The sequence below is a fragment of the Micromonospora sp. WMMD812 genome (genome assembly GCF_027497215.1).
In the GTDB taxonomy this organism is placed as follows: domain Bacteria; phylum Actinomycetota; class Actinomycetes; order Mycobacteriales; family Micromonosporaceae; genus Micromonospora.
On the sequence record NZ_CP114904.1, the window covers coordinates 5,679,896 to 5,696,662 of the forward strand.

Below are 16,767 nucleotides of genomic sequence, written 5' to 3' on the forward strand. Positions count from 1 at the left end.
CGGGACGTGCCGGCCGGATCGTCGGTGCCTGAGCCCCGAGCGTCACGCCTTCTTGGTCTCCCAGAAGATCTTGGCGATCTCGTCGATCTTCTGCAGCAGCTGGTCGGCGGTGGCCGGGTCGAGGCTGCCCTTGACGCCGCCGGAGCCGGCGAGCTTGGTGGCCTCGTTGAAGAGCTGGTGCAGCTGCGGGTACTTCTCGAAGTGGGCGGGCTTGAAGTAGTCGGTCCAGAGCACCCAGAGGTGGTGCTTGACCAGCTCGGCGCGCTGCTCCTTGATGATGACCGCGCGGGTGCGGAACTCCGGGTCGGTGTTCGCCTGGTACTTCTCGCAGATCATTTTGACCGACTCGGCCTCGATCCGGGCCTGGGCCGGGTCGTACACGCCGCAGGGCAGATCGCAGTGGGCGCTCGCCGTGACACGGGGCGCAAGGATGCGTGGAAGTCGCATCGGGATCCTCCATGGGAAGTTTGCGATGATCCAAGACGACATTACTCCTGGACCGGCTCCCCGACCGGATGGAGGTGAAACCGTCGTGACCCGTCACCCGGCGGAGGTTTCCGGGCTGCGCCGGCCGCTGACCGCGGTCCTGGTGACCGGCCCGTCCATGGCGCCCACGCTGCGGCACGGGGACGCCGTGCTGGTGCGGCGCGGCGGGCGCCCCGTCCGGCCCGGGGACGTGGTGGTCGCCGTCTTCCGCACCCGACCCGACCTGCTGGTGGTCAAGCGCGCGGTGCGACCGCAGGACGGCGGCTGGTGGCTGCGCGGCGACAACGACCTGGTCACCGACGACTCCCGGGCGTACGGCGTGGCCGACGTGCGCGGTCGGGTGCTGGCGCGCTACTGGCCCCGCCCCGGCCGGGTGCGGCGGAAGGCATTATGACCCTCCTCACATCCGGCGGGCACCTCCGACACTATGCTCGAAACGTGCCCGGGTGACCCCCGCACCGCGTGCCCCTGCTCGCCGCACACCTCGCGGCCGGAGCCGGCCGCCCCGTCTGCTCGACAGATCCTGGAGTCACCAATGCCTTCGTCCACCGTGGACCCCGCCGATCCCGTCTTCCGGCTGCACCGGGGCGGCAAGCTCGCCGTAACCTCGACGGTCCCGCTCACCAGCCGCGAGGACCTCTCCCTCGCGTACACCCCCGGGGTCGCCCGGGTGTGCGAGGCGATCGCCGCCGACCCGACGCTGACCGCCGACTACACCTGGGTGTCGCACACCGTCGCGGTGGTGACCGACGGGTCCGCGGTACTCGGGTTGGGCAACATCGGCCCGCGCGCGGCGCTGCCGGTGATGGAGGGCAAGGCGGTGCTGTTCAAGCAGTTCGGCGGTGTGGACGCGGTGCCGGTCTGCCTGGACACCCAGGACGTGGACGAGATCGTCGCGATCGTGCGGGCACTGGCGCCGTCGTTCGGCGGCATCAACCTCGAGGACATCAGCGCGCCGCGCTGCTTCGAGGTGGAGCGCCGGCTCGACGACGCGCTGGACATCCCGGTCTTCCACGACGACCAGCACGGCACCGCGATCGTGGTGCTCGCCGCCCTGCGCAACGCCGCGGCGCTGCTCAACCGCAAGCTGGGCGACCTGCGGGTCGCGGTCAGCGGCGCGGGCGCGGCCGGCGTCGCGGTGACGAAGATGCTGGTCGCCGGCGGGGTGAACCCCGACCAGGTCGTGGTCTGCGACTCCAAGGGCATCCTCGGCCGACACCGCACCGACCTCACCGGCACGAAGGCGGAGCTGGCCGCGACCACCAACGCCGACGGTCGCGCGGGCGACATCACCGAGGCGCTGCGCGGCGCGGACGTGCTGATCGGCGTCTCCGGCGGGCAGATCCCCGAGGCGGCGGTGGCCGGCATGGCGCCCGGCGGCATCGTCTTCGCGCTGGCGAACCCGACCCCCGAGGTGCACCCGGAGGTGGCCGCCCGGCACGTCGCGGTCGTGGCCACCGGGCGCAGCGACTACCCGAACCAGATCAACAACGTGCTCGCCTTCCCGGGCGTGTTCCGTGGCGCGCTGGACGCGCGCGCCACCCAGATCACCGACACGATGAAGGTGGCCGCCGCGGACGCCATCGCCGGGGTGGTCGCCGAGGTGCTGACCGCCGAGGCGATCGTCCCGTCGCCGCTGGACCCCCGGGTGGCCCCCGCCGTGGCCGAGGCGGTGGCCGAGGCGGCCCGCCGCGACGGCGTCGCCCGCGCCTGATCGAGGGCCCTTCCTGTCGCGACCCGCACAGGAAGGGCCCTTCTTAACGGGCGCTCAGCTTGTTACCGTGCCGATCATGCGTGCCGCCTTCGCCTCCCGTCTCGACGACGACAACCCGCTCGCCGCGCTCACCGTGGGGGAGCGGCCGGAGCCGGTCCACCCGGACGCGGACTGGGTGACCGTGCAGGTCCGGGCCAGTTCGCTGAACCACCACGACCTCTGGTCGCTGCGTGGGGTCGGCCTCACCGAGGCGCAGCTGCCGATGATCCTCGGCTGCGACGCCGTCGGCCTGGACCCGGACGGCAACGAGGTGGTCGTCTACCCGGTCGTCCCCACCCCGGGTGACCCGCGCGGGGTGTCGATCCTCTCCGAGCACTTCCCGGGCACCCTCGCCGAGCGGGTGGCCGTGCCGCGGGCGAACCTCGTGCCGCTGCCCGAGGGGTTGTCGCTCACGGACGCCGCCTGCCTGCCCACCGCCTGGCTCACCGCCTGGCGGATGCTCACCACAAAGGGGCGGGTGGAGGACGGCGACGCCGTCCTGGTGCAGGGCGCCGGCGGCGGGGTGGCGACGGCCGCCGTCGCGCTCGCGGTGGCGATGGGCAAGCGGGTGTACGCGACCAGCCGGGACGCCGCGAAGCGGGACCGGATCGCCGCCCTCGGCGCGACGGCTGTCGAGCCCGGCGCCCGGCTGCCGGAGCGGGTGGACGTGGTGATCGAGACGGTCGGCGCCGCCACCTTCGACCACTCGCTGAAGTCCGCCGCGCCGATGGCCCGGATCGTCGTCTCCGGGGCGACCGCCGGGCACCTTCCGACGGTCAACCTGCGCCGGGTGTTCGCCATGCAGCTCGAGATCCTCGGCACCTCGATGGGCACCCCGGGCGAGCTGTACGACCTGCTCGCGTTCTGCGCGGAGCGGCAGGTGCGCCCCGTGGTGGACAGCGTGGTCCCGTTCAGCAAGGTCGACGAGGCGTTCGCGCGCCTGCACGGCGGGGAGGCCTTCGGCAAGATCGTGCTCGACCACACGGCCTGACCGCCAGGGGCACGCGCCCCGCGGTCAGAGGTGGTTGTCGAGGGTGGCCAGACCGTCGCGGGCCGCGTCGGTGGGGATCCGCCGCTTGGCCGCCGCGTCGCCGTACAGCGACCAGCGGAGGAACTCGACGGTGGTGTCCGACACCACCCGCAGCGCGTCGCCGTCGGTCAGCAGCGCCCGGCCGTGGTCGCCCCTGGTCAGGCTGAGCATGGCCTTCGGCCAGGGCACCGCGTCGTACGCGGCCTTGCCCGCCGCGTACTCCACCACCTCGTCCAACTCGCCGTGCACGAAGAGCTGCGGGGCGGCGGCGCCCGCGAAGCCCGTGCCCACGCCGAGTGCCGTACCGGCGAACACCACGCCGGCGTCCAGCCGCTCGTCGCGCCCCGCCGTGAAGAGACCGATGGTGGTCACGCCGCCGGCCGAGTGCCCGGCCGCGGCCACCCGGTCGCCGGCCAGGTGGCCCCGGAGCGGGTCACCGGCCTTCCCGTCGAGCGCGAGCACCTGGGTCAGCGCGTACGACACGTCGGCCGGCTGGTTGAGCACGTCGAGCACGTTGACCTCTGTGCCGCGGGCGGTGTGCGGGAACGTGGGCGCGGCGACCACGAACCCGGCCGCCGCCCAGCGCGTCAGCAGCGTCGCGTAGTCGTCCGGGCGGCCACCCAGTCCGTGGCTGAACATCACCACCGGGAACCGGCCGCCGGCCGCGGTCGCGGATCGCTCCGGGGCGCCGCCGGCCCGGCCCGCCGCCGGGTACCAGACGGTCACCGGCAGCGGCCGGTCGCCGTCGCGGTTCAGCTTCAGCTGGCGTACGCCGACGGCGAAGCTCTTCTCCGGCGCGGTGCCGGCGGGTACCCGGGGAGCCGGCGTGGCGCTCTTCGGCGGATCCGCCGGTGGGTTGCGCGGCTCGGCGACCGGGGCGGGCCCCGAGCAACCCACCAGGCCGGCCGTGAGCAGGGCGGCGGTGAGCAGGGCGGGGGTGCGGCGACGGGACATGAGTTCGATTGTGCCCGGCGCGGTGGCGGCCGAAGGCCCCTTACCGCGCCTGTGGCGCCACGGACTGATCGTTGAGGCGTGGGCGACTCGACACGCCGCCGGGCGGGTCGCTGAGCCGTCAGCGATCATGACGAGCCCCGCTGGCGTCGCTCAGGCGAGTGAGGCGCGCAGCCGCCTGAGGTCCTCCGCGTCCTTGGGGCGGCGGGGGCGCTCCGGCATCCAGACCGGATACATCTCCTTGAACTCGATCTGCGCGGCGACCGCGATCATCGGCGCGGTGCGGGGCCCGATCCTGCCGGGCGGGCCGTCCAGCAGGCCGACCGGCAGTGGTGTCCCTTCCCAGGGGCCGGCGCCGACCGTCACCCGGCCGGCCGCGTCCCGGCCCAGGTAGGCGAAGCTCACCTCGACTTCGTCGCGGAGCAGATCGAGCTGCACCTCGACCGGCATCCGCGGATCGGCCCGCCAACCACGGCCGCTGAGCAGGGCTTTCAGCCGTGGTGCTTCGGCACGCCAGCAGTACCAGTCGACGTCGACGTGCGGCCGGGTCACCGCGCCGAGGTGGAAGTCCATCGCCCAACCGCCACGCAACCAGACGTCGATGCCGGCCGCCCTGACGGTCTCGACCACCTCGCCGATGGCCGCCAACTGCCGCCCCGCCAACCCGTCCATGCCGCGACCCTAGCCCCACCCCTCGCCTTCGCCCGTCCCGTCCATCCGCGTCGATCATGGACTTGTGGTGCCCGGCTCATCCCGTTACATCCGGTTCGTTAGGCACCACAACTGCATGATCGACGGGGCGGGGGTGGAGGCAAGGCCGGTTAGGGGGTGTGGCGGGCGGTGTAGTGGGTCAGGGCGGGGTTGTGGGCGTCGGTCGGGAGGCGTCGGGCGGCGGTCGGGTCGTCGTACAGGGTCCAGCGAAGGAAGTCGGTGGTGGTCGCGAGGACCTGGGCGAAGCCGGGCCGGCCGGGGGTCAGGTACTCGCCGTGACCCTGCCCGAGCAGGCTGAGGAACGCGGCCGGGCCCGGGGTGCGGTCGTACGCCGCCCGGCCCACCGTCACCGGCACCACCGCGTCGGCGGTGCCGTGCACGAAGAGCATCGGGGCGGCCGGTCCGGCGAAGCTGCCGGCGAGCCCACCGCCGGCGATGACCACGCCGGAGCGCAACCGCGGCGAGCGACCGGAGGTGAACATGCCGGCCGTGGTGAAGCCACCCGCCGAGTGCCCGGCCGCGGCGAACCGGGTCACGTCGAGGTGCCCGGCGAGCGGGTCGCCCGGACGGCCGTCCAGCCGGACCAGGTGCCGGATCACCCGCCAGCCGTCGGCAGGCTGGTGCCGGACGTCGGCCCGGGTGAAGTGGGCCGCGCCGCGCCGGGTGTGCGGATAGGCCGGCGCGGCCACCACGAAGCCCGCGGCGGCCCATCTGGTGGTCAACCCGGAGTGCAGCACCGGCAGGCTGTCCAACCCGTGGCTGTAGACCACCACCGGGAATCGCCCGGGAGCCACCGCGCGGCCCTCCGCCGGGTACCACACGGTCACCGCCAGGGGGCGCGCCGAGCCGGGATCGAGGGTGAACGTACGCACGCCGACGGCGTACGTGCCCTCGGGCGCGCGGCGCGCCGGAACCGGGCCCCCGGTCGCCGCGGTGGCCGGCGCGCAGCCCGCGAGCAGCGCCGTCACCAGCACGGCCGCCAGCCGCTTCGCCCCCACCGTTCCACGGTAGGTGGCCGTCCGCCCGTACCGTCCCCACCGTCCGGCTCGGTCCCGCCGTCTTCCGGGCCGGAAGACGGTCCGCCGGCCGGGTCCGACCCGTGGGCGCCGGTGACGCCGGACACCCCGGCTCGACAGGCTTCGCTAGGGTCACCGGCATGTCTGAGAACTACACCGACCCGAGCGGCAACACCGAGGCGTTCCGCGCCTTCGTCCAGACACCGGAGGCCGCCGAGGCGCCCACCGGGACCGCCGGCCGGCTGCCGATGTTCGTCGGCGCCGCGGTGGTCGCCGTGGTGCTCCTCGCGCTCGCCGTCTGGCTCGCGGTTGGCTGAGTCCGTCGAGGAGCCGAGGCGGCTCCGATCCCGGTTGCGGGAGATCCGGCGCGGCCCCGCCGTGCTCGGCCTGCTCGTGCTGCTCGCCGGCCTGTCGTACACGACGGCCGTCGCGAGCTTCAAGTGGCACCTGCACAGCAACTCCGCGGGGAGCCGGCTCGCCCCGGATCCGCCGCACCCGCAGCGTCCGGCGGATCCGCGTCCGGCGCCGCTGAACCGGTCAGCCCCGGTCGCCGGCCAGCTCCCGGGCCGCGCGGGCGATCTCCCGTTCCTCGTCGGTGGCGATCACGCAGACCGCGACCTCGGCTCCGTCCGGTGAGATGACCCGGTCGCCCTCGCCGGCGTTGCGTGCCGGATCCACCGTGATGCCGAGCCGGTCCAGGCCGGCCAGGGCGGCGGCCCGCACCGGGGCGGCGTGCTCGCCCACCCCGGCGGTGAAGGTCACCGCGTCGACCCGGCCGAGGAGCGCGTAGTACGCCCCCACGTAGCTGGTGATCCGCCGGCAGTAGACGTCGAAGGCGAGAGCCGCGGCCTGGTCACCGGCCGCCCGGCGGGCGAGCACCTCCCGCATGTCGTTCGCGCCGGCCAGCCCGAACAGCCCGCTGCGGTGGTTGAGCAGGTCGTCGATGTCGTCCACCGAGAGCCCGCCCTCGCGGCGCAGGTGGAAGACGACCGTCGGGTCCAGGTCGCCGCTACGGGTTCCCATGACCAGGCCCTCCAGCGGCGACATGCCCATCGAGGTCGCCACGCTGCGGCCGCCGGCGACCGCGCAGGCGCTCGCCCCGTTGCCCAGGTGCAGGGTGATCGTGTTCAGCTCCGCGTACGGCCGGCCGAGCAGCTCCGCCGTACGTCGGGAGACGAAATCGTGGGACGTGCCGTGGAAGCCGTAGCGGCGGATGCCGTACCGCTCGGCGGTGTCCCGCTCGATCGCGTAGGTCGCGACGGCCTCCGGCAGGGTCCGGTGGAACGCGGTGTCGAAGACCGCGACCTGCGGCACGCCCGGCAGCGCCTCCCGGGCCACGTCGATGCCGGCCAGGTTGGGTGGGTTGTGCAGCGGCGCCAGCGGGACCAGGTCGCGGATCGCCGCCAGCACCTCGTCGTCGATCAGCACCGGCTCACCGAACCGCTTGCCGCCGTGCACCACCCGGTGCCCGACCGCGCCGAGCCCGGACAGGTCCAGCCCGGCCAGGATCTGCCGCACCGCGGTCTCGTGGTCGGCCGGCCCGCCGCCGGGCTCGCCGATCCGCTCGACGGTGCCGGTGTCCCGCACCTCGTCGCCGTCGTAGAGCCGGTACTTCACCGACGACGACCCGCAGTTGAGCACCAGCACCCGGCTCATGACGACTCCTCCGCGGCGGCCTGGATCGCGGTGATCGCCACCGTGTTGACGATGTCCGGCACGGTGGCCCCCCGGGACAGGTCGTTGACCGGCCGCCGCAGGCCCTGCATGACGGGCCCGACCGCGACCGCCCCGGCGGAGCGCTGCACCGCCTTGTACGTGTTGTTGCCGGTGTTCAAGTCCGGGAAGATGAAGACCGTCGCCCGGCCGGCGACCGCACTGCCCGGCAACTTGGTGGCGGCGACCGCCGGGTCGATCGCCGCGTCGTACTGGATCGGCCCCTCCACCAGCAGGTCCGGCCGGCGCTCCCGCACCAGGGCGGTGGCCGCCGCGACCTTCTCCACGTCCGCGCCCGCGCCCGAGCTGCCGGTCGAGTACGAGAGCATTGCCACCCGCGGCTCGATGCCGAAGCGGGCCGCGGTGTCCGCCGACGAGATCGCGATGTCGGCGAGCTGGGCGGCGTCCGGGTCGCGGTTGACGGCACAGTCGCCGTAGACCAGCACCCGGTCGGCCAGCAGCATGAAGAAGACGCTGGACGCGACCGAGACGTCGGGCACCGTACGGATGATCTCGAAGGCCGGGCGGATGGTGGCGGCGGTGGTGTGCGTCGCCCCGGAGACCATGCCGTCGGCGTGCCCGGCGCGCACCATCATCGTGCCGAAGTAGTTGGGTTGGGCCACGATGTCGTACGCCAGCTCCGCGGTGACGCCCCGGTGGGCGCGCAGCCGCGCGTACTCGGCGGCGAAGTCGTCCCGCCAGCCGCTGGTGAGCGGGTCCACCACGTGCGCGTCGCCGACGTCGACGCCGAGCTCCCGGGCGCGCCGGGCGATGTCGTCCGGCCGGCCCAACAGGGTCAGCTCGGCGACGCCCCGGCGCAGCAGCACCTCCGCCGCGCGCAGGATGCGCTCCTCGGAGCCCTCGGGCAGCACCAGGTGCCGGCGCCGGGTCCGGGCCCGGTCGATCAGTTCGTTCTCGAACATGAGCGGGGTGACCCGGGTGGCCCGGCTGACCCGCAACCGGCGGGCCAGGTCGTCGGTGTCCACGCAGCGTTCGAAGGCGCCGAGCGCGGCCTCGACCTTGCGCGGGTTGGCGGCGCTGGGCCGGCCCTCGATCCGGCTGGACGCGGCCACCGTGCCGTAGCTGTCGGTGGGTACGGAGAGCACCGCGAGGCCGGTGTTCAACTCCTCGACCAGCCGCATCACCCGCGGGTCCGGCTGCTCGCCGAGGGTCAGGACCAGCCCGGCCAGGGACACCTGCCCGGCCACGTGCGCGGCGCTCGCCGCCACCAGCAGGTCGGCGCGGTCGCCCGGCGTGATCATCAGCGCGCCCGGGGTGAGGTGGTCGAGCAGGATCGGCACGTGCGCCGCGCCGACCACGTAGTCGAGGACGTCCCGGCTGAGCGCGCTCTCGTCACCGGTCAGCACGGTAGCGTCGAGCGCCGCGGCCACCTCGGCCACCGTGGGCGCCGACACGCTCGGCACCTCCGGGATGGCGTATGCGGGGACGGGCAGGTCCGGCAGCGCCATCGGCCCGGGCACCCGGTTGGCGATCACCGCGAGCACGGTCGCGCCCAGGTCGGCCAGATCGTGGTACGCGCCGCGGGCGGCCGCCGCGATGGCCGCCGGCTCCTGGCCGAAACCGTCCACCACGGGCACCACGACACTGCCGAACTCGGTGGCCAGCCGGGCGTTGAACGCCAGCTCGCGGGGGCGGGCCGGGTCGCCGGTGTCGTCGAAGTCGCTGCCCACCACGACCACGGCGGGACAGCGCCGCTCCACCGCCCGGTATCGTTCGACGATGCGGGAGATCAGCTCTTCGCGGCGGCCGTCGGCGACGAGCGTGGTCGCCTCGGCGTAGGTGGCACCGGCGAGGTCGGCCAGCGGCAGCTCGATCCGGTAGCGCTCGCTGAGCAGGGCGAGGATCGGGTCCGGGCCGGTGCCGGCGATCAGCGGACGGAACACGCCGATCCGGCCGACCTGACGGGACAGCAGCTCCGCCAGTCCGAGTGCGATGGTCGACTTGCCCCCGCCCGATCCCACGCTGGTCAGGTACACGCTCCGCGCCACGCCCCAACCCTAGAAGATCGCGGAGCCCGCCGCCCGTGTCCTAGGTCCCACCTCACCCGCTGACCGCCCGGCTCCCCGCCGCCGTCCGTTGATCATGAAGTTATTGCCGCGACACGCCGTTCCGCCGCGCAATAAGTTCATGATCAACGCGGTGCCACGGGGGTTACTCGTCGTCTTCGTCGTCCAGGCGGGCCAGCCAGGTGGCGAAGCGTTCGATCTGGGTCTCGAACTCGGGGTTCAGGTCGACGAAGTCACGCAGCCGTTCGCCGAGCCACTCCAGGCTGACCTGCTCGTCGCCCCGGCGTTCGACCAGTTCCTCGATGCCGCGGTCGGTGAAGTACATGGGTACGTCCTCTTGTCGGACCCGGCGCGGGGCCGGGCGGTCCTGTGACGCCAGCCGGGGCAGGGCCGTCACGACGGCCCTGCCCCGGCACTCGGCGCTTACGGTCAGGTCACGGGCGGGGGAGAGCCGCCTCGATCAGCGCGTGCTGCTCGACGTCGTGCATCTTGGCCGAGCCGACCGCCGGGGCGGCCGCCGCCGGGCGGGAGATGCGGCGCAGCCGCACGTCCGCCAGGTGCTCCAGCAGGTTGAGCGCGACGAACGACCAGGCGCCCTGGTTGGCCGGCTCCTCCTGCACCCAGGCGAAGTCCTCGGCGTTCGGGTACTGCGCCAGCGCGGCCCGGACCTCCTCCACCGGCATCGGGTAGAGCTGCTCGATCCGGAGGATCGCGGTGTCGGTGATGCCACGCTCCTGCCGGGCCTGGAACAGGTCGTAGTAGACCTTGCCCGTGCAGAGCAGTACCCGCTTCACCGACTCCGGCGCCGGGGCGGCCGAGTCGGGCAGCACCGGCTGGAAGGTGCCGGTGGTGAAGTCCTCGACCGACGAGATGCAGAGCTTGTGCCGCAGCAGCGACTTCGGCGTGAAGACCACCAGCGGCTTGCGCTTGGGCGACAGGGCCTGGCGGCGCAGCAGGTGGAAGTAGTTCGCCGGGGTGGTCGGGATGGCCACCCGCATGTTGTCCTCGGCGCAGAGCTGGAGGAACCGCTCCGGGCGACCGGAGGTGTGGTCCGGGCCCTGCCCCTCGTGGCCGTGCGGCAGCAGCAGGGTCACCGCGGAGCGCTGCCCCCACTTGACCTCGCCGGAGGAGATGAACTCGTCGATCACCGACTGGGCGCCGTTGACGAAGTCGCCGAACTGGGCCTCCCAGGCGACCAGCGCGTTGATGTTCTCGACCGAGTAGCCGTACTCGAAGCCCATCGCCGCGTACTCGCTGAGCAGCGAGTCGTGCACGAAGAACCGGGAGCGCTCACCGCCGGCGGTGAGCGACTTCAGCGGCAGGTAGTCGTCGCCCGTGCGCGCGTCCACGATCGAGGCGTGCCGCTGCACGAACGTGCCGCGGCGCGAGTCCTGCCCGGCGAGCCGGACGGTGACCCCGTCGTGCAGCAGCGAGCCGAACGCGATGATCTCGCCGAAGCCCCAGTCGATGTTGCCCTCGACGGACATCTTGGCCCGCCGGTCGAGCAACTGCTGGATCCGCTTGTGCGGGGTGAAGCCCTCCGGCAGGTTGACGTGCGCGTCGCCGACGGCCCGGACCACCGACGCGTCCGTGGCCGTGTCGACCTGCGGCTCCGGCTCCTCCTCGCGGCGCGGCCGGCTGAGCTGCCGGGGCGTGGAGGCGGCGTCGCGGGTGGCCTTGAAGACCCGTTCGAGCTGCGCCTGGTAGTCGCGCAGCAGCTCCTCCGCGTCCTCCACGGTGATGTCGCCGCGACCGATCAGCTCCTCGGTGTACAGCTTCCGCACCGACCGCTTCGAGTCGATGATCTTGTACATCTGCGGGTTGGACATCGACGGGTCGTCGCCCTCGTTGTGCCCGCGCCGGCGGTAGCAGACCATGTCGATGACGACGTCCTTGTTGAACGCCTGCCGGTACTCGAAGGCCAGCCGGGCGACCCGGACGACGGCCTCGGGGTCGTCGCCGTTGACGTGGAAGATCGGGGCCTGGATCATCCGGGCCACGTCGGTGCTGTAGAGGCTGGACCGGGAGTATTCCGGGGCGGTGGTGAAGCCGACCTGGTTGTTGACCACCACGTGCACGGTGCCGCCGGTGCGGTAACCGCGCAGCTGGGACAGGTTGAGGGTCTCGGCGACCACGCCCTGGCCGGCGAACGCCGCGTCACCGTGCACCGCCAGCGGCAGCACGGTGTAGCCCTCCAGCTTGAGGTCGATCCGGTCCTGCTTGGCCCGGACGATGCCCTCCAGCACCGGGTCGACGGCTTCCAGGTGGGACGGGTTGGCCACCAACGAGACCTTGACCGAGTGCTCGCCGTCCGGCGTGGTGAACTTGCCGTTCTGGCCGAGGTGGTACTTCACGTCGCCCGAGCCCTGCGTCGAGCGCGGGTCGAGGTGCCCCTCGAACTCCGAGAAGATCTTCTCGTACGGCTTGCCGACGATGTTGGCCAGCACGTTCAGCCGGCCGCGGTGCGCCATGCCGATGACGACCTCGTCCAGGCCGCCCTCGGCGGACGACTCCAGCACCTCGCCGAGCAGCGGGATCAGCGACTCGCCGCCCTCCAGCGAGAACCGCTTCTGGCCGACGTACTTGGTCTGCAGGAAGGTCTCGAACGCCTCGGCGGCGTTGAGCCGGTTGAGCACGTGCTTCTGCTCGTCGGCGGCCGGCTTCTCGTACCTGCGCTCGATCCGCTCCTGGAGCCAGCGCCGCTCCTCCGGGTCCTGGATGTGCATGTACTCGATGCCGACCCGGCGGCAGTACGAGTCGCGCAGGACGCCGAGGATCTCGCGCAGCTTCATCCGCTGCTTGCCCGCGAAGCCGTTGACCGGGAACGTCCGGTCCAGGTCCCACAGGGTCAGGCCGTGCTGGAGCACGTCCAGGTCCGGGTGCTTGCGGATCTTGAACTCGAGCGGGTCGGTGTCGGCCATCAGGTGGCCACGCACCCGGTACGCGTGGATCAGCTCGTGCACCCGGGCGGTCTTGTTGATCTGGCCCTCGCTGTCGACGGCGACGTCGCGCACCCAGCGCACCGGCTCGTAGGGGATGCGCAGCGAGGTGAAGATCTGGTCGTAGAAGCCGTGCTCGCCGAGGATCAGCTCGTGCATGGCCTTGAGGAACTCGCCGGACTGCGCGCCCTGGATGATCCGGTGGTCGTACGTGCTGGTCAGCGTGATGACCTTGCTGACCGCCAGCTCGGCGAGGGTGGCCTCGGACATGCCCTGGTACGGCGCCGGGTATTCCATGGCGCCGACGCCGATGATCGCGCTCTGCCCCTGCATGAGCCGCGGCATCGAGTGCACGGTGCCGATGCCGCCGGGGTTGGTGAGCGAGATGGTGGTGCCGGAGTAGTCCTCCATGGTCAGCTCGTTGCGCCGGGCCCGCCGGACCACGTCCTCGTACGCCTGCCAGAACTGCCGGAAGTCCATCTGTTCGCAGGCCTTGATGGACGGGACCACCAGGTTGCGGCTGCCGTCCGGCTTCACCAGGTCGATCGCGATGCCGAGGTTGACGTGCTCGGGGCGGACCAGCGTCGGCTTGCCGTCGACCTCGGCGAAGGAGTTGTTCATCTCCGGGTGCTGGACCATGGCCCGGACCAGCGCGTAGCCGATGAGGTGGGTGAAGCTGACCTTGCCGCCGCGCCCGCGGGCGAGGTGGTTGTTGATCACGATCCGGTTGTCCACCAGCAGCTTGGCCGGAACCGCGCGGACGCTGGTCGCGGTCGGCACGCTCAGCGACGCGTCCATGTTCTGGACGATCTTCGCGGCCACGCCGCGCAGCGGGGTGGTCTGCGGGCCGGTGACGGTGGGCGCGGTGGCGGCCGGGGCCTTGGCCGGCGCGGCCGGCTTCGCCGGGGCGGCGGCCTTGGCGGGGGCGGCGGCCTTGGCGGGGGCGGCGGCCTTGGCGGCGGCCGGCTTCGCCGGGGCGGCCGCGGGCGGCTGCGGCGCGGCGGGCTGGGTGACGGCGGCCACCGCCTCCTGCTGCTCAGCGGGCTCCGGTGCGGCGGCGGCGGGCCTGGCCTCCGGGCGCGGGGTGCTGGCGCCGGGCGCGGGCCGGTAGTCGGCGAAGAAGTCGTGCCAGGCCGAATCGACGCTCTTGGGGTCGGCGAGGTACCGCTGGTACATCTCCTCGACGATCCACTCGTTCGGGCCGAAACCCGCCAGTGGGTTCTCCTGCGAAGTCTGCTGGGTCGACACGGCCGGTAATCGCCTCTTTCACGCGGGTTTGTGTGTCACGCGGCGTCTCCCGCACCCGGTTCCGGACGCGAACGAGACCGCTCCAAGGCTACGCCGTACGGATGCGGCAGGCATTTCCGCCTCGGTTGCGTGGTCGGATTCACAGAAGATGCCAGAAGTTCCGCAAGCGCTGCGTGTCCCCTCGATGCCTGCTAATGCGCCGTGTCGAGACTGAGTATCCGTACGGATGTCCTCCCCGCCCGTGGCCGTCAGGATCGACGCCGTGGACGTTACGGGGACGCGCGGGCGGTACGGCCAGAGTCTGGCGGTCGCGACGGGCTGGTACGCCACGGCGGTGGCGGCGCTCGCCGTGGGCACGCTGAGCGTGCCGAACGCTCCGCCGCAGGACTGCTCCGCCATCTTCAGTTGTCTGTCGCCGGGGGAGACGCTCGCCGTCGTCGCGCTGGTCTGGGGCGCGCCCGTGTTCGTCGCGCTGATGATCGTCACGGCTGTCGTGACCGCGCTGGTCGCCCGCCGGGTCGCCTCTGCGATCGTGGCCGGCACCCTCTCCGCGGCGGTCGCGGTGGCGGTCTGTGCCGTCGCCGCCGCGGCAATCGGAGGGCGGCTGTGACCGGCGCGGCTTCGGAGCGCGTTGGTGAGTCGGCTCGGGCTCGCCAGGCGTCGCTGGCGCGGCGCGGCCTCGGCGCGCTCTTCCTCTGCTGGCTCTACGGGGTGCCGTTCCTGCTGGTCAGCGGCCTGATCCGGCGGACCTCCACGCCGTACACGCCGACTCGGGAGGCGGCGCGGGCGTTCGGGGCGACCACGGACGCCCTCCTGATCGCCGGGCTCGTGCTCAACGTGGTGCTCCCGCTCGCCGGGCTGCTGCTCGCCGGGCTGGCCGGCGACGGGTACTGGCGGCGGCACTTCGCCGGGGCGTGCGCGGCGCTGGTGGTGGTGTACCTGGCCGTGGCGCTCGCCGGCGGCACGGCGACGTCGCCCCTGGTCGGCCACGTCCCGGCCGACCAGGAGCAGACGCCGCGCGTCAGCCACTGCGTCCCGATCAGCGGCGGCCGGGGTTGCCCCGGCGGTTGACGCGTGCCGGGCGGCTCCGGGGTGCCGACCGTGCCGCCGCCACCCCGGAGCCGCCAGGTCAGGAGATGTCCCGCCGGCGCAGCGTGAGCGTGCCGACGACGCCGGCCACCACCGCGTACCCGATCAGCACGACGGCGCCCGCCCAGCGCGGCGGGTTGCCGGGGATCTCGGCGCCGGTGACCATCAGCGACGACGCCAGCGACGGCACCAGCAGCTGAAGGTCGTTGATCCAGTCGCCGAACCGGCTGGCGAGGATGCTGATCGCGATCGCCGCGCCGATGGTGCCGCCGAGGTAGAGCAGGATGCCGGTGACCGTGGCGCCGATCTGGCTGCGGATCAGCACGCCGAGACCCACGCCGAGGATCCCCCAGAGCAGGTACGCCAGCCCGTTGAGCCCGATCGCCTCCCAGGCGGCGCCGTTGTCGAGCTGCGTGCCGACGCCGACCGCCTTCAGGACCGCCGCACCGGCGACCAGGTTGAGGCCGGTGGTGACCACCCAGAAGAGCAGCGCCAGCAGAGCCGCGGCGACCAGCTTCGCCGTCATCACCGCGCTGCGGTGTGGCGAGGTGAGGAACGTGGTGGTCACCGTCTGGTGGAAGAACTCGCTGGTCACCACGATGATGCCGAGCAGCATCACGATCAGCAGGCCGAAGAACTGCCCGGTGGTGAACAGGTTCGCCGACAGCGCGTCCGGGTGGGCCGCCGCCGCGAGGGTGTCGGCCTGGTCGGGCGGCACGTCGCCGAGGTTTCCGCTGGTCAGCGTGTCCGCCTGGAGCCAGTTGATCAGCAGGGTCAGCGCCCAGAGGGGCACCGAGATGAGCGCGAAGACCCACCAGGTGCTGGTGGTCCGGATCTTGATTAGTTCGGCTCGGACCAGGTTCATCGGATGCCCGCCTTTCCGGCCGTCAGCTCCAGGAAGACGCCTTCCAGGTCGGGGCGTTCCGTGGTGAGTTCGTGCAGCTCCACTCCCGCGGCCAGGGCGGTGCGGCCGATCGTCGGGGCGTCCACGCCGGAGACCAGCAGCGTGCCCTGCTCGTCGGTGTCGACGGTCGCCGACTGTCCCTTGAGCGCGGTAGTCAGCGCCTCGGCCTGCGGGGTGCGGACCCGGACCCGGCCACCCTGCGCCATCGACCCGATCACCTGGTCGACCGGGCCCTGCCGGACCAGCTGGCCGGCCGCGATGATCACGACGTCGTCGGCGAGCAGCTGCATCTCCGACAGCAGGTGGCTGGAGACCAGCACCGTCCGGCCCTCGTGGGCCAGGTTCTTGAGGAACCCGCGCATCCACCGGATCCCCTCCGGATCCAGCCCGTTGGCCGGCTCGTCGAGGATCAGTACCCGCGGGTCGCCGAGCATCGCGGCGGCGATGCCGAGCCGCTGCTTCATGCCGAGCGAGTAGCCCTTGAACTTGCGCTTCGCCGCCGGGGTGAGCCCGACCAGGGCCAGCGCCTCGTCGGCCCGCTGCTTCGGCAGCCCCGCCGCCGCGCAGATCACCCGCAGGTGGTTGATCCCGGTGCGGCCCTTGTGCGCGCTGGACGCCTCCAGCACCGCGCCGACGTGCCGCAGCGGAGCGGCGAGGTCGGCGTACCGCTGACCGCTGATGGTCGCCGTGCCGGCGGTCGGCGTGACCAGGTTCAGCAGCATGCGCAGGGTGGTGGTCTTCCCGGCGCCGTTCGGGCCGAGGAAGCCGGTCACCCGACCCGGCTCGACCGTGAAGGACAGGTTGTTGACCGCCCTGACGTTCTTGTACTGCTTCGTCAGGCCGGCCACCACGATCTGACCGTCGGTGGTGGGGCTTCGCTGCCCGTCAGACATCGTTCTC

The 16,767-nt window shown here is 72.7% G+C and carries 16 protein-coding genes; 6 read left to right on the top strand and 10 right to left on the bottom strand.

The features are described from left to right. Nucleotides 1–42 precede the first annotated feature (42 nt). Nucleotides 43–447 carry a superoxide dismutase, Ni gene (gene sodN / locus O7603_RS26330; RefSeq protein WP_281572428.1) on the bottom strand — a complete coding sequence of 135 codons (405 nt, stop codon included), beginning with the start codon at nt 445–447 and terminating at the stop codon, nt 43–45. Nucleotides 448–532: 85 nt separating this feature from the next. Here sodN and O7603_RS26335 point away from each other — a divergent pair, with 85 nt between their 5' ends. The 3 genes from O7603_RS26335 (at nt 533) to O7603_RS26345 (ending at nt 3,230) form a co-directional block, all read left to right on the top strand. Further along, nucleotides 533–880: a S24/S26 family peptidase gene (locus O7603_RS26335; protein ID WP_281572429.1), complete on the top strand. Its 348-nt coding sequence runs from the start codon at nt 533–535 to the stop codon at nt 878–880. 141 nt (nt 881–1,021) lie between these two features. Beyond that, entirely contained in the window at nt 1,022–2,200 is a 1,179-nt protein-coding gene (locus tag O7603_RS26340; RefSeq protein WP_281572430.1) for an NADP-dependent malic enzyme, read from the top strand. 67 nt (nt 2,201–2,267) lie between these two features. Beyond that, nucleotides 2,268–3,230, top strand: a complete 963-nt coding sequence (locus tag O7603_RS26345) for a zinc-binding dehydrogenase (protein WP_281572431.1) — start codon at nt 2,268–2,270, stop codon at nt 3,228–3,230. Between the two features lie 24 nt (nt 3,231–3,254). Here O7603_RS26345 and O7603_RS26350 read toward each other — a convergent pair whose 3' ends face one another. The 3 genes from O7603_RS26350 to O7603_RS26360 all read right to left on the bottom strand — a co-directional run bounded on the left by O7603_RS26350 (nt 3,255) and on the right by O7603_RS26360 (nt 5,929). Then, a complete protein-coding gene (locus tag O7603_RS26350; RefSeq protein WP_281572432.1) occupies nt 3,255–4,223 on the bottom strand; it encodes a chlorophyllase in 969 nt (322 codons plus the stop codon). Between the two features lie 150 nt (nt 4,224–4,373). Then, nucleotides 4,374–4,892: an aminoglycoside adenylyltransferase gene (locus O7603_RS26355; protein WP_281572433.1), complete on the bottom strand. Its 519-nt coding sequence runs from the start codon at nt 4,890–4,892 to the stop codon at nt 4,374–4,376. Between the two features lie 149 nt (nt 4,893–5,041). Beyond that, nucleotides 5,042–5,929, bottom strand: a complete 888-nt coding sequence (locus O7603_RS26360) for an alpha/beta hydrolase (protein WP_281572434.1) — start codon at nt 5,927–5,929, stop codon at nt 5,042–5,044. A gap of 158 nt (nt 5,930–6,087) precedes the next feature. Between O7603_RS26360 and O7603_RS26365 the strand changes: the two genes are divergently transcribed. Next, nucleotides 6,088–6,264 (top strand): hypothetical protein, encoded by a 177-nt coding sequence (locus O7603_RS26365; RefSeq protein ID WP_281572435.1) that lies wholly within the window; start codon nt 6,088–6,090, stop codon nt 6,262–6,264. A 220-nt stretch (nt 6,265–6,484) separates the two neighbouring features. On the opposite strand, the gene O7603_RS26370 is transcribed toward O7603_RS26365, so the two are convergent. The 4 genes from O7603_RS26370 to O7603_RS26385 all read right to left on the bottom strand — a co-directional run bounded on the left by O7603_RS26370 (nt 6,485) and on the right by O7603_RS26385 (nt 13,874). Then, nucleotides 6,485–7,603 (bottom strand): acetate kinase, encoded by a 1,119-nt coding sequence (locus O7603_RS26370; RefSeq protein WP_281572436.1) that lies wholly within the window; start codon nt 7,601–7,603, stop codon nt 6,485–6,487. Next, nucleotides 7,600–9,669, bottom strand: coding sequence for a phosphate acetyltransferase (gene pta / locus O7603_RS26375; protein WP_281572437.1), 2,070 nt, complete (start codon nt 9,667–9,669; stop codon nt 7,600–7,602). Before pta ends, O7603_RS26370 begins: the two co-directional genes overlap by 4 nt. Nucleotides 9,670–9,832: 163 nt before the next feature. After that, entirely contained in the window at nt 9,833–10,012 is a 180-nt protein-coding gene (locus tag O7603_RS26380; RefSeq protein ID WP_281572438.1) for a DUF6104 family protein, read from the bottom strand. A gap of 109 nt (nt 10,013–10,121) precedes the next feature. Beyond that, a complete protein-coding gene (locus O7603_RS26385) occupies nt 10,122–13,874 on the bottom strand; it encodes a multifunctional oxoglutarate decarboxylase/oxoglutarate dehydrogenase thiamine pyrophosphate-binding subunit/dihydrolipoyllysine-residue succinyltransferase subunit (protein ID WP_281572439.1) in 3,753 nt (1,250 codons plus the stop codon). A gap of 262 nt (nt 13,875–14,136) precedes the next feature. On the opposite strand from O7603_RS26385, the gene O7603_RS26390 reads away from it, so the two are divergent. Together O7603_RS26390 and O7603_RS26395 are read left to right on the top strand one after the other, a co-directional pair. After that, nucleotides 14,137–14,484: a hypothetical protein gene (locus O7603_RS26390; protein WP_281572440.1), complete on the top strand. Its 348-nt coding sequence runs from the start codon at nt 14,137–14,139 to the stop codon at nt 14,482–14,484. Next, entirely contained in the window at nt 14,481–14,945 is a 465-nt protein-coding gene (locus tag O7603_RS26395) for a hypothetical protein (RefSeq protein ID WP_281572441.1), read from the top strand. Before O7603_RS26390 ends, O7603_RS26395 begins: the two co-directional genes overlap by 4 nt. A gap of 58 nt (nt 14,946–15,003) precedes the next feature. Here O7603_RS26395 and O7603_RS26400 read toward each other — a convergent pair whose 3' ends face one another. After that, a complete protein-coding gene (locus O7603_RS26400; RefSeq protein WP_281572442.1) occupies nt 15,004–15,828 on the bottom strand; it encodes an ABC transporter permease subunit in 825 nt (274 codons plus the stop codon). Beyond that, nucleotides 15,825–16,760, bottom strand: a complete 936-nt coding sequence (locus tag O7603_RS26405; protein WP_281572443.1) for an ABC transporter ATP-binding protein — start codon at nt 16,758–16,760, stop codon at nt 15,825–15,827. The genes O7603_RS26400 and O7603_RS26405 overlap by 4 nt, the downstream gene beginning before the upstream one ends. Between the last annotated feature and the right edge of the window lie 7 nt (nt 16,761–16,767).